Below are 11943 nucleotides of genomic sequence, written 5' to 3' on the forward strand. Positions count from 1 at the left end.
GGCGGCGACCGGGCTCCCGACGACGCTCGGCTGAGACGGCGACGGGCCGGTGGGTCCTCCCACCGGCCCGTCGCGGTTCCTCCGAGGTCGCGCTGCTAGCGGATGCCGTCCTTGACGCCCTGCTGCACGTCGGCGAGGTTGCTCTGGTCGATCACGACCGGGCCGGTCGGGACCGAGAGCTGTGCGCCGATCACGGACTTGTTCTGCTTGTAGAGCCACAGCGAGTCGATCGACAGGTAGCCCTGCAGGTAGGGCTGCTGGTCGATGGTGAACGAGACGCTGCCGTCCGCGAGCAGTGGCATGAGGTCCTGGTTGAACGCGTAGGTCACCAGCTTGGCCTGGCTGCCGGAGGCCTTGAGGCTCTGCGCCATCGCGACACCGAGCTGCGGGCCGAGGGTGACCACGGCGTCGATCGAGGGGTCCTGCTGCATCTTCGCCGAGACCGTCGACACGAACTGCGGGAGGTCGGTGCCCTGCGCGTACAGCTTCTCGGTCGTGCCCGCGAACTTGGACTCGATGCCCTGGCACCGGTCCTCGAGCTGGATCTGGCCCTGGGCCTGCAGCACGCACAGCACGTGCTTGGCCCCGAGGATGTTGAGCTTGGTCCCGGCGAACTCACCGGCCAGCACCTCGGGCTCGCCGTAGAAGGAGAGCGCGCCGCTCTCCTGCCAGCGCCGGTCGCCTGCGTTGAACGCGATCACCGGGATGCCCGCGGCCACGGCCTTCTGCACGACCGGGCTCAGCGCGTCCGGGTCGGGGAGGGTGACGGCGATGCCGTCGACCTTGCTGTCGATGGCGTTCTGGACGAACGACGCCTGCGTGGGGATGTCGCCGGAGCTCGAGTACTTGAGCTCGACGTTGTCCTTGGCCGCGGCCGCCTCCGCACCCGTGCGGATGACGTCGAAGAAGGCGTCACCCTCCGGCGCGTGGGTGACCATGGCGATGGTGAGCCGCTCGGTGCCTGCGCCCGCCTCGGGCCCGGACTGGGCACCGCCGGAGCTGCTGCAGGCCGTGACCGTGGCGAGTGCCACCGCGGCGACGCCGACGAGCACGCGGCCACTTCGGGTTCTGAACATCGTTGTTCCTCTCGGGTGTCCCCTGCGCGCGGCGGTCGCGGCCGGTGAGGTCGTGGTGGGAGCCGGGTGGCCGCGACGGCGCGGCCACCCGGGACGGGTCAGACCCGGTCGGCCGCGGCGAGCATGACCTCGGCGGCGGAGCGCAGGCCGCCGATCTGGTCGAGCTCCTGGTCCTCGTGCTCGATGTTGACCGTCATGTCCGGGTCGACCTCGGCGAGGGCTGCCAGGAACCGGGTCCAATAGTCGACGTCGTGGCCGCGGCCGACCGCGACGAAGTCCCAGGACGAGTCCTTGGGCCACTCGGACAGCGTGTAGTCCCCGCCGAGCGGGATGGCGCCGGGGGAGCCGACCGGGACGCGGGCGAACCCGTCGTCGAGCACGCCGTTGACGGCGGCGTTCGCGTTGACCCGGATGTCCTTCGCGGCGGCGATCTTGACCAGCGAGCCGAGCGCGCCGATGACGGCGACCGGCTCCATGCCCTGCCAGAACAGGTGGCTGGGGTCGAGCTCGGCGCCGATGTGGGTGGCGTCGATCTCCTCGGCGAGCCGGAGCATCGTCCGGGCGTTGTAGACGACGTTGTGCGGGTGCAGCTCCAGCCCGACGTGGACGTCGGCGTCGGCGGCACGGGCCTGCAGGTCGCGCCAGTAGGGGACGGCGACCTCGTTCCACTGGTAGTCCCGGACGTCGAGGCCCGAGCTCTCCCACGGCAGCGCGGCCCAGGCGGGCTTGGTGCCGGTGGCGTTCGTGCCGGGCAGGCCGGACATCGTGATGACGCGGGGTACGCCGAGCAGGGCGGCGAGCTCGACGGCGTCGCGCACGTCCTGGCCGTGCTTGTCGCGGACCGCGGCGTCGGGGTGCAGCGGGTTGCCGTTGCAGTTGAGCGCGGTCAGCGTGATGCCGTGCTCGGCGAACAGGCCGAGGTACTCGGAGCGGGCGGTCTCGCTGGAGCGGATGTCCGCGATCGGCAGGTGCACGGGGGGCAGGAACCCGCCGGAGTTGATCTCCGCGCTGGTCAGGCCCAGCTCGGCGAGGATCGCCAGTGCCTCGGGGAGCGGCTTGTCGTGCAGGCAGGCGGTGTAGGCACCGAGCTTCATCGGTTGTCACCCTTCAGGTCGGACATGGTCGTCGAACGGCGGAACCGGTCCTCGATCTGCTCGAGCGAGCGGCCGCGGGTCTCGGGCAGGCAGCGGATCACGAAGACCGCGGAGCAGGCGTTGATCACGATGAAGATCGCGAAGGTGCCCGCGCTGCCGACGGTCTCGGCCATGATCGGGAAGCCGAACGAGATGACCGTGTTGACGCCCCACAGCACGAAGATCGCCAGGCCCATGGCGAAGCCGCGGATGGCGGCCGGGAAGATCTCGGAGAGCATCAGCCACACGATCGGGCCCGCGAAGGTCTGCACGATCAGCATGAACAGCAGCATCGCGCCGAGGATCAGGTAGCTGACGGCGGTCGACTCCGGGAGCAGGAAGCAGACGGCGAGCACCGCGTGCGAGGAGGCCACGCCGATCGTGCCGATGATGAGCAGCGGACGGCGGTCGAAGCGGCCGAGCAGGTAGATGCCCAGCAGGCAGCCGAGCACGGCGATGACGCCGAGCGACACGGTCGCGATGATCGACGCGCTGGCCCCGAGGCCGGTGGACTCCAGGATCGTGGTGCCGTAGTAGATGATCGTGTTCACGCCGCTGCCCTGCTGCAGGGCGGCCAGGCCGATGCCGATCCACAGGACGCGGCGCATCCACGGGTGGGCGCGCAGGGTGGCGAGCGGGCTCTTCTGCTCCTCCGCGGTGTCGGCCTCGGCGTGCTCCACGATCTGGGCGTACTCGGCGTCGACGTCGGCGGCGGGCCTGGTCCGCTCGAGGACCCGGCGGGTGTCGGCGTAGCGGCCCCGCAGCGCGTACCACCGGGGCGAGTCGGGCAGGAACAGCATGCCGACCAGCAGCAACACGGCGGGGATGGCGGCGACGCCCAGCATCACGCGCCAGACGTGGTCGCCGCCGACGGTGGCGTCGATGATCGAGTTGACGACGAACGCGAGCAGCTGACCGGAGACGATCATGAGCTCGTTGATGGTGACGATCCGGCCGCGCCGGTCCGCCGGGGCCATCTCGGCGAGGAACAGCGGGACCGTCACCGACGCGGAGCCCACGGCGAGGCCCAGCAGCACCCGCGCGACCACCATGACGGTCACGTCCGGCGCGAGGGCCGAGCCGAGCGCGCCGAGCAGGAACATCCCCGCGCAGAGCAGGAGGCCGGTGCGGCGCCCGAGGCGGTCCGCGATGCGCCCGCCGAAGAGCGCGCCGAACATCGCCCCGAAGAGGAGCGAGCTGACGACGACCCCCTCCGACAACGCGGTGAGCTGGAGGTCGTCGCGCAGGTAGAGCAGCGCGCCGGAGATCACGCCGGTGTCGTACCCGAAGAGCAGGCCGCCCAGGGTCGAGATGACCGTGAGACCGGTGAGGTACCGCCGGGGAGCGGTCCCGCCCGAGGGGGGCGAGCCCGGAGCGGTGGTGGGTGCCGCGGGCGTCGAGGGCCGCGCGGTGTCGTTCGCCGTCATTGGCGCCTCCTCGGCGACGGAGCCTGGGTCCATCGCCTGTCGATTGCGTCGAGTCAGCCGGGGGAGCGGATGTAGAGCGCTCCAAGCAGAGTTATAGTGAGCGGCGGCACAAGCGCTGTCAAGAGCTTTGTCCTGACAATCTGTCAAGCGCGGTCGATTCCGTCCGGCCGGGCGGATTGACACCGCGTGACCGGCTCTCCTAGCGTTGCACCGCTCCAACAGGAAGGTGGTGCCGTGGCGCGACCGGAGACCGGGACGCCCGCGCGTCCCACGCTCGAGACCGTCGCGGCGCGCGCCGGCGTCTCGCGGTCCCTCGTCTCCCTGGTGCTGCGGAACTCGCCCAAGGTGAGCGCGAAGAGCCGCGAGGTCGTCCTGGCCGCGGTCGCCGAGCTGGGCTACCGCCCGAACGCCGCGGCGCGCAGGCTGGCCGAGCGGCGGTCGCACACGATCGGCGTCCTGCTCAACGACCTCCGCCAACCGTGGTTCGCCGACATGCTCGACGGCCTCACCCCCGCGCTGCACGCGGGGGGCAAGCACATCCTGCTCGGCGACGGCCGGATCGACCGCATGATGGACGACACGCTGACCTGGTCGTTCCTCGACCTGGGCGTCGACGGTCTCGTCCTGGCCGGGTCGATCCCGGCCTCGGACGTGATCCGGGACGTCGCGGGCAAGATCCCCACGGTCGCCGTCGGCGGCATGGACCTCGACCTGCCCGACGTGGACGTCATCGCGAACGACAACCGCCTCGGCGCCGCCCTCGCGGTCCGCCATCTCGTCGAGCTGGGGCACACCCGGATCGCGCACATCTCCGGGCTGCCGGGCAAGGCGGGCGTGCTGCGCATGCAGGGCTACGAGGACGCGATGCGGGATGCGGGGCTCGGCGCGCAGGTGGCGGTCGAGACCGCGGACATGACGGAGGACGGCGGCTACCGCGCCGCCGTCCGGCTGCTCAGCAGGCCCGAACGGCCCACCGCGGTCTTCGCCGCCAACGACATGTCCTGCGTCGGCGCCCTGTCCGCCGCCGCCGAGCTCGGCCTCCGGGTGCCGGAGGACGTGTCGTTCGTCGGCTTCGACAACTCCGGCCTGGCCCGGCTGCGCGCGCTGTGGCTGACCAGCGTCGACGGCTCCGCGCGGGCGATGGGCCAGCAGGCCGCGGCGGCCCTGCTGAACCGGATCGAGCTGCCCGGTTCCGACGGCAGGATGCAGCTGATCCCGCCGCGGCTGGAGGTGCGGGGCTCGACCGGTCCCGCCCCCACCTGAGGGCGGCGTCAGCCGGTGAGGTGCGCGAGCAGCCCGGGCACGTCCTCGAGTGAGCGGAGGGTGTCGTTGAGGTGGGTGCAGGTCGAGGTGCCGCCGAAGGTCTTGCGGACGTGGGTGCGGAGTCCGGCGAGAGGCATGCCGGCGAGGCGTTCGGCGCTCGCGGCGGCGGCTGGGCACTCGACCCAGGGCAGGACCCGCGGGGTGGCGCGGATGGTGTGGATCACCCTGTCCCGGAACTCGAGGGTGATCTCGTACTCGTGGATGACCGTCTCCAGGCCGTCCGGCCGGAGGTAGGAGTCTCGGTAGAGCACGTCGACGCGGGGTCGGTCGCCGCCGACGACGTCGGTGCGGCGGGCTCGGCGCATCCCGTGCGGGGGCAGTGGGGGTAGCTCGTGCCAGGCCCAGGGGTCGTCGGTGCGCAGCTCGCCCGCGGGCGGGCCGGTGACGACGGGTGGTCTCCCGACCTCGTCGACGCGGGTCATGAGGGTGCCGCCGTCGGCGAACCCGGCGCACATGTCGCGGCCGAAGAAGGACTTGCCGGACGGTGTCGACCGGTCGCCGCGGCGGTCGGTCTCGGCGCCCCAGGCGTGTCCGCTGACGAGGGTGGTGACGGGGATGTCGTCGAGGAGCTGGTGGAGCAGGTTCGCCTCGTCGGCCACCGCCGGGTCGGCGGTCAGGACTTTGCCGCGGAACCCGGCACCGGCGTTGGCGCCGAGGACGGCCTGGAGGGCGGGGCGGGGCGGGTCGGTGTCGAGGGAGAGCAGTGACCAGTCGCCGGCGAAGTCGACCTCGGCCTCCATGTCTGCGGTGGACAGGACCCGCGGTGTCCCGTCGGGGGTCGTGGCGAGGTCGCGTCCGCGTCCGGCGAGCACCAGTCTGCCGTCGATCCCGTCGGGTCGGAGCATGTCGGTGGTGACGGTCCGCCGGACCGAGCCCGGCACGCGGTCGGGTGTCCCCGACGACGGGTCGTGGATGCCGTGGCCGGGGTGGAGTGGGCCCAGGGGGATGGTGTGGGACAGGGGAGTGATCACGGTGTCCGCCGGACGTCACTGAAAATCACGTTTCCAGTAGACGTCCGACGGAGTGCGCTGTCAAACCGGACCGGGTCACAGTCACCCCCCGTGGCGACGGTTCCCACGAGCGCGAACCCGGCGCCGTGCCGGATCGCCGCTGGGCGCTGCGGGTTGTCGGGCCCGGGGCTGTGGCGTCGACGATGCCGGGCCCAGTGGTCCGGGCTCGGTGCTCACTCGCGGCACGTTCTGTGAGCGTCGCCAGGGTGGCGCTGAGGCTGCCGTGACGCCGCCGAGGTGGCCCGACGCCCCTGCGAGGCCGGCCGGGGTGGTCGCGCTCGGTTCGTGCGGGCGAGCGTCGGTGATCCTCACGAGGCAGTAGACGGGGGGCGACGGTTGGCTCTAGTCTCCCGTCTACCGACCGGTCGGGAGACCACGATGAGACTCCGAGGAGGCTCTCAATGCGGAGAGTGATCGTTTCGCTGGGTGCGGCCGTGGTCCTGGCCGTGACCGCGGCCTGTGGCGGCGGGCAGGCCGCGGACAGCGCGGGCCCGAGTGGGGAGCCGTTGCGGATCCTGCTGCTCGCGCCCATCAGTGCACCGGCACTGGCCAACAACGCCACCACCGAGATCAATGCGGCCAAGGCCGCGGTGGAGGTCATCAACAAGAACGGTGGGGTGCTCGGTCGGCCGATCGAGCTCGACGTGCAGGACGAGGCGAACTCGCCGACCACGGCGGTCACCAAGCTGAACACCGCGTTGAGCGGGGACGCGAAGCCCTCGGTGCTGGTCCAGACCGATGCCTCGCCGATCACCAGCGCGGTGCTGCCGCTGTCGAACCAGAACAAGATCGTGGCGTTGAACTTCGCGCAGACCGCCGACTCCGGCAATCCCGCGAAGTACCCGTACAGCTTCGATCTCGCGGCGTCGACCGCGAGCATCGGCGCGGCGTTCTGCGCGCAGATGCAGTCCATGAACGTCAAGTCCTTCGCGATCATCCGCAACGACACCCCCTTCGCGAACGCGGAGACCGACGAGGTGACGAAGCAGTGCCAGGCCGCCGGGCTGACGCTGACCGGGGCGGAGAAGTTCGCGACGTCCACCTTGGACGTGACACCGCAGCTCTCGGCCCTGCAGGCCACCAACCCCGAGGTCCTGGTGTTCTTCGCCTACGGGGCACCCTCGGGCTACGTCCTGCAGGGGGTGAACCGTCTCGGGTGGAACGTCCCGTTGCTGGGTGACGGTGCCGTGATCGCCTCCCCGGTCGTCACGAGCCCCCCGCCCGCCGGGATGCTCGACACGGAGTTCGAGGCGAACCTCAAGGCCATGGCGTATGCGAGCACCGTGTACAAGGCGGACCAGCCGCAGCCGGTCACCGACCTCATCTCCGGGATGAAGGCGGCGGGCGGGATCCCGGCTCCGCTCACGGTCGCCTACGCCTACGACGCGGTGGTGCTCGCCGCCGCCGGTGCCGAGGCGGCAGGCACCACCACCGACGGCGCCAAGATCGCCGCGGCGATCGAGGCCCTGCCCCCGGGCGGGCCGAAGACGGCGATCTTCTCGTCGTACACGTTCAGCCCGACCTCGCACTCGGCGAACCCCGATCCCACCGAGTTCGCCTTCATCAAGCCCACCAAGCTGGTGGACGGACAGTTCGGGAACCCGTCCGCCTCCTGACCGCCACCCGGGGTGCCCGTGATCGGTCGAGATCGGTCGATCGCGGGGCCCGGGGGGACGGCGATGGCCCGGCTACGCGAGGAGGTGCGGCGATGGAGGTCTCCATCGACGCGACGAGGTGCCAGGGGCATGCGCTCTGCCTCTCGGCCGATCCGGCGGTGTTCGACTTCGACGACGAGGAGGGCAAGGCCTTCGTCGCCCGCGCGGGCGTCCCGGACGGTTCGGCGGACGCGGTCCGCAAGGCCGCGGCCAACTGCCCGGAGTCGGCGATCGCCGTCCGACCCGAGGGCGGACGACCGTGACGGAGGAGAACGGGATGACGAGACCGGAGCACGTGCCTGCCGACCTGGTCGTCGATTTCGACGTGCTCGGCGACCTGGGGATCCCTCAGGCCCACGCCGAGGCGAGCAGATGGCGTCGGGAGAAGGGCCCGGTCGTCTGGACCGACCGCAACGGCGGGTACTGGATCGTGGTGGGGGCCGAGGAGATCCGGCGGGGCCTCGTGGACGTGTCGCTGTTCGACAGCGCGAGCCGTGGCGTCAAGATGGTCACGATCGAGCCCCGGGAGGCGCTCGTCCCCCTGGAGCTCGACGGGGAGGAGCACACGACCTACCGGCGGATCCTGAACCCGTTCTTCGCGCCCCGGCGCATGCGGCTGCTCGAGGACGACGTGCGCAAGGTGGCGCGACAGCTCCTGGCCGAGCTGGCGCCCACGGGGTCCTGCGAGGTGGTCGCCGACTTCGCCCGCCCGCTCGCCAGCTCGATGTTCCTCAGCATGGTCGACTGGCCGCTCGAGGACCGGGTGAAGCTGGAGAACTGGGTGAAGCGCCAGGTCAACGGGGTGGCGGGCGAGTCGGAGGAGGCCAACCGCCGGATCCAGGCCGAGGCCCTGGAGGCCGTGACCGAGTACTGCCGCGGCCAGATCACGAGCAGGCGCGAGCGGCCGCGCGAGGACATGACGAGCACGCTGATGAACGCCACGGTCGACGGGGCGCCCATCCCGGACGAGCGCCTGGTCGGGCTGCTCATCGTGCTGGCCGCGGGCGGGCTCGACACGACCGCGAGCGTGACCTCGCAGGCTGTCGAGCTGTTCGCCCTGCACCCGGACATGCAGGCCTACGTGAGGGAGGACGGCTCGCGCATCCCCGCCGTCGTCGAGGAGATGCTGCGGGTGGGTGCCCCGGTCGGTCCCCTGCGGGCCGCGTTGCGGGACACCGAGCTCGGCGGGGTCGAGATCAAGGCGGGCGACCGGGTCCACTTCCTCGGACAGGCCGGGAGCCGGGACCCTGCGGAGTTCCCGGATCCGGATCGCGTCGACCTGCAGCGCGAGCCCAACCGGCACATGGCGTTCGGCCTGGGTCCGCACCGGTGTATCGGTGCCGCCCTGGCGCGGGTCGTGCTCGCGGTGGCGTTCGACGAGTTCCACGCGGTCATCCCCCCGTACCGGCTCGTCGGGTCGGAGTCGCGGCTCGGGGCGGTCTGGGGGATGAGCTCGGTGGTCGTCGAGTGGGACGTCGACGAGGTCGTCCTCCCGTGAGGGCGACGTCTGTGAGGGCGCTGTTTGTGAGGGCGATGTCCGTGGTGCAGGGGTGACGAGGCTGGACGGCAAGGTCGCCGTGGTCACCGGCGCGGCGGGCGGTCTGGGCCGGGCCGGGGCCCTGCTGTTCGCCGCGGCGGGGGCCCGCGTGGTCTGCGTGGACGTGGCCGAGGCGGGACTGGCCGAGACCGTGCGGGAGATCGGCGCCTCCGGTGGCGAGGCGCTTGCCGTGCGGACCGACGTGTCGCGGCTGGGCGAGGTCGAGGCGATGGTCGGCGCCGCACTGGCGGCGTACGGCCGGATCGACGTCCTCTGGAACAACGCGGCCGTCCTGAACGGGCTCTACAGCTCGGCCGAGGAGATCACCGAGGAGGAGTGGAACGCCGCCCTCGCGGTGACGTTGACGGGCGCGTTCTTCTGCATCAAGGCCGTCGTGCCGCACATGAAGGAGCGCGGCGGGGGCGCGATCATCAACACCGCCTCCGTCGCGGGCCTCGTCGCCCACCGGGTGGGGCGGGCGGCCTACGTCGCGGCGAAGGGCGGTCTGATCGCGTTGACCAGGCAGCTCTCCCTGGAGCTCGGGCCGCACAACATCCGGGTGAACGCGATCGCACCCGGAGCGATCCGGACCGGCATGACGGCCACGGTGTCGAGACCGGACGAGCCCACGTTCGACGTCTCCCGGGACGAGCCGGTGGCGGACGCGGTGCGGCGGGCCGAGCCGGTCGAGGTGGCCCGGACGGCGCTGTTCCTGGCCGGGGACGATCTCGGCCCGATGACGGGGGCGATCCTGGCGCACGACGGCGGGCTGTCGGTGCGATGACGGCGCCCTCGCCGTCCCGGGCCGGCCGCGCGATCCTCCGGGCGCCCCGGCTGGCGGACAATGTCGCGGTGGTGACCGGGGCCGCGTCGGGCGTCGGCGAGGCCATCGCCCGAGCCTTCGTCGAGGAGGGTGCCCACGTCCTGGTGGTCGACGTCGACGGGCCCGGTGGGCGTCGGGTCGCCGAGGACCTGGGCGACGCGGCCGCGTTCGTGGCCGCCGACGTCAGCGACTCCGCCCAGGTCGAGGGCGCGGTCTCGGCGGCGGTGTCCCGCTGGGGCGCCCTCCACGCGATGGTCAACAACGCCGGGGTGATCTCCCCGTTCGCGCCGGTGGAGCGAACCCCGGACGAGAACTTCGACGCCGAGCTGGCGGTCAACCTCAAGGGAGCGTGGTTCGGGCTGAAGCACGCGGTGCCGCACCTCGTGCGCGCGGGCGGCGGGTCGGTCATCACGATCGGCACGATCAGCGCGCTGCGCGGGTCGCCGAACCGGGTCGCCTACAGCGCCTCGAAGGCGGGGGTCCTCGGCATGACGCTCGGGTGTGCCGCCGAGCTCGCGGACCGGTTCGTGCGGGTCAACACGATCAGCCCGGGAGCGCTCCTGACCCCGATGTCGTACGCGAGCCGCCCGGGGAGCAGCCCCGCGCAGGTCGAGGCCCTCTTCGCGGGCATCCAGCCGATCCCGCGTGCCGGTCTGCCGTCCGACGTCGCCCACGCCGCGGTCTGGCTCGCGAGCGACGAGTCGGCGTTCGTCACCGGGCAGGACATCGTGGTCGACGGCGGCGCCACGGCGGTGCGGCGATGAGGACCGCGGCGATGAGGGCCGCGGAGCGGGGGACGACGTCCGGTCTCGCCGAGCGGTTCGGCCGGTTCCTGGCGGACTCGTCGGGTCTCGCGGACCTGGTCGTCACCGATGCGCACCGCGCGGTCGCCGGGTTCTCCTGGGAGTCCTGGATCCTCGACACCGCCTGGGACCGCGGCAGGCGGGAGCGGCGCCTGGTCGCTCGGCGGGCCCCGGAGTTCGGGCTGCTCGACCGCTACGACGTCGTCGAGCAGTGGGACCTGCAGCGGGTGCTGTGGGAGGGCGGGACGGTGCCCTGCCCGGAGCCGCTCTGGCTCGAGGCGACGGGGGAGGCGACCGGACGGCCCTTCTACGTCATGGACCTCGTCGAGGGTGTCGTCCCCACGCCCGCCGACCTCGAGGAGACCCTGCCGGAGGAGCGGACCCGGGTCGGGCTCGTCGGCGACCTCGCGCGGGTCGGTGCGGAGATCCACCGCACGCCGCTCGACGTCCTCCCCGGCGCGTTGCCCGGGACGGACGACGCGCGGCCGGAGCGGGAGGTGTCGGTCTGGCACGAGACCTACCTGCGCGACCGCCCCCAGCCGATCCCGATCCTCGATCTGGCGTTCGCCTGGCTGCTCGACAACCGTGCCCGGATCTCGCCGCGCCGCACGCTCGTCCACGGCGACTACCGGCTCGCCAACGTCATCGCCCGCGGCGGCACGGTCGCGGCGATGCTCGACTGGGAGGGCGCGCACGTCGGCGACCCGGTGGAGGACCTGGCGAACTGCTGCATGAGGTTGCAGGGCGGCGGCGTCGACACCGTCAACGGTGTCGTGAGCACGAAGGACTTCCTGGCGCTCTACGCGAGGCTCGCGGGCGAGCCGGTGTCCGAGGACGCGTTCCGGTACTGGCTCGTCTTCAACGACGTGCGGTCCGCCGTCGTCTTCCTGACGGCGGCCCGCCGGTTCCAGGAGGGCCGGACCGGTGACCTCCGGTTCCCCGTCCTCGCCTCCCGGCTGCCCAACCTGCTGCGCCACGTCCTGCGCGACCTACCCGACCGATGACGGCGGCCGCCCCGGACCCCACCCACCCGACGAAGGGCCCTCCCGTGCACCTCGCAGGCACCTCGGTCGGGCGGCTCCTGGAGGCCGTCGGGGACGTCCTCGACGAGCTCGCGGCCGACCCGCCCGACGACGTCTACCTGGCCCGACAGCTC

11 protein-coding genes are annotated in these 11943 nt (G+C 72.2%); 7 read left to right on the forward strand and 4 right to left on the reverse strand.

Going from position 1 to position 11943, the window contains the following annotated elements:
• Positions 1 to 95: 95 nt before the first annotated feature.
• The 3 genes from H5J29_RS08075 to H5J29_RS08085 form a co-directional block, all read right to left on the reverse strand.
• A complete protein-coding gene (locus H5J29_RS08075) occupies positions 96 to 1076 on the reverse strand; it encodes a substrate-binding domain-containing protein (protein ID WP_181780287.1) in 981 nt (326 codons plus the stop codon).
• A gap of 98 nt (positions 1077 to 1174) precedes the next feature.
• Positions 1175 to 2170 (reverse strand): sugar phosphate isomerase/epimerase family protein, encoded by a 996-nt coding sequence (locus H5J29_RS08080; protein ID WP_181780288.1) that lies wholly within the window; start codon positions 2168 to 2170, stop codon positions 1175 to 1177.
• Positions 2167 to 3636, reverse strand: a complete 1470-nt coding sequence (locus H5J29_RS08085; RefSeq protein WP_181780289.1) for a sugar porter family MFS transporter — start codon at positions 3634 to 3636, stop codon at positions 2167 to 2169. Before H5J29_RS08085 ends, H5J29_RS08080 begins: the two co-directional genes overlap by 4 nt.
• 234 nt (positions 3637 to 3870) lie before the next feature.
• On the opposite strand from H5J29_RS08085, the gene H5J29_RS08090 reads away from it, so the two are divergent.
• Entirely contained in the window at positions 3871 to 4899 is a 1029-nt protein-coding gene (locus H5J29_RS08090) for a LacI family DNA-binding transcriptional regulator (RefSeq protein ID WP_181780290.1), read from the forward strand.
• An 8-nt stretch (positions 4900 to 4907) separates the two neighbouring features.
• Here H5J29_RS08090 and H5J29_RS36155 read toward each other — a convergent pair whose 3' ends face one another.
• Entirely contained in the window at positions 4908 to 5930 is a 1023-nt protein-coding gene (locus H5J29_RS36155; RefSeq protein WP_181780291.1) for a DUF2889 domain-containing protein, read from the reverse strand.
• Positions 5931 to 6379: 449 nt separating this feature from the next.
• Between H5J29_RS36155 and H5J29_RS08100 the strand changes: the two genes are divergently transcribed.
• The 6 genes from H5J29_RS08100 (at position 6380) to H5J29_RS08125 (ending at position 11791) form a co-directional block, all read left to right on the forward strand.
• Complete coding sequence (locus H5J29_RS08100; protein ID WP_181780292.1) at positions 6380 to 7585, forward strand: ABC transporter substrate-binding protein; 1206 nt, start codon at positions 6380 to 6382, stop codon at positions 7583 to 7585.
• Positions 7586 to 7677: 92 nt separating this feature from the next.
• Positions 7678 to 7887: a ferredoxin gene (locus H5J29_RS08105; protein ID WP_181780293.1), complete on the forward strand. Its 210-nt coding sequence runs from the start codon at positions 7678 to 7680 to the stop codon at positions 7885 to 7887.
• Positions 7888 to 7901: 14 nt separating this feature from the next.
• Complete coding sequence (locus H5J29_RS08110) at positions 7902 to 9122, forward strand: cytochrome P450 (RefSeq protein ID WP_181780294.1); 1221 nt, start codon at positions 7902 to 7904, stop codon at positions 9120 to 9122.
• Between the two features lie 52 nt (positions 9123 to 9174).
• The gene (locus H5J29_RS08115; protein ID WP_181780295.1) at positions 9175 to 9945 is read left to right on the forward strand and encodes an SDR family NAD(P)-dependent oxidoreductase; all 771 of its coding nucleotides are present in this window, start codon (positions 9175 to 9177) and stop codon (positions 9943 to 9945) included.
• Positions 9942 to 10748, forward strand: a complete 807-nt coding sequence (locus H5J29_RS08120) for an SDR family NAD(P)-dependent oxidoreductase (protein ID WP_246393646.1) — start codon at positions 9942 to 9944, stop codon at positions 10746 to 10748. The genes H5J29_RS08115 and H5J29_RS08120 overlap by 4 nt, the downstream gene beginning before the upstream one ends.
• A gap of 11 nt (positions 10749 to 10759) precedes the next feature.
• Entirely contained in the window at positions 10760 to 11791 is a 1032-nt protein-coding gene (locus tag H5J29_RS08125) for a phosphotransferase family protein (protein WP_181780297.1), read from the forward strand.
• Positions 11792 to 11943 lie beyond the last annotated feature (152 nt).

Source organism: Pseudonocardia pini (assembly GCF_013870575.1).
Classification (GTDB): Bacteria; Actinomycetota; Actinomycetes; order Mycobacteriales; family Pseudonocardiaceae; genus Pseudonocardia; species Pseudonocardia pini.

Bases quoted from the DNA above. Each gene is read 5' to 3' on its own strand.
- H5J29_RS08075 (WP_181780287.1), bottom strand. From the start codon at position 1,076: ATGTTCAGAACCCGAAGTGGCCGCGTGCTCGTCGGCGTCGCCGCGGTG.
- H5J29_RS08125 (WP_181780297.1), top strand. From the start codon at position 10,760: ATGAGGGCCGCGGAGCGGGGGACGACGTCCGGTCTCGCCGAGCGGTTC.
- H5J29_RS08105 (WP_181780293.1), top strand. From the start codon at position 7,678: ATGGAGGTCTCCATCGACGCGACGAGGTGCCAGGGGCATGCGCTCTGC.
- H5J29_RS08085 (WP_181780289.1), bottom strand. From the start codon at position 3,636: ATGACGGCGAACGACACCGCGCGGCCCTCGACGCCCGCGGCACCCACC.
- H5J29_RS08080 (WP_181780288.1), bottom strand. From the start codon at position 2,170: ATGAAGCTCGGTGCCTACACCGCCTGCCTGCACGACAAGCCGCTCCCC.
- H5J29_RS08110 (WP_181780294.1), top strand. From the start codon at position 7,902: ATGACGAGACCGGAGCACGTGCCTGCCGACCTGGTCGTCGATTTCGAC.
- H5J29_RS08120 (WP_246393646.1), top strand. From the start codon at position 9,942: ATGACGGCGCCCTCGCCGTCCCGGGCCGGCCGCGCGATCCTCCGGGCG.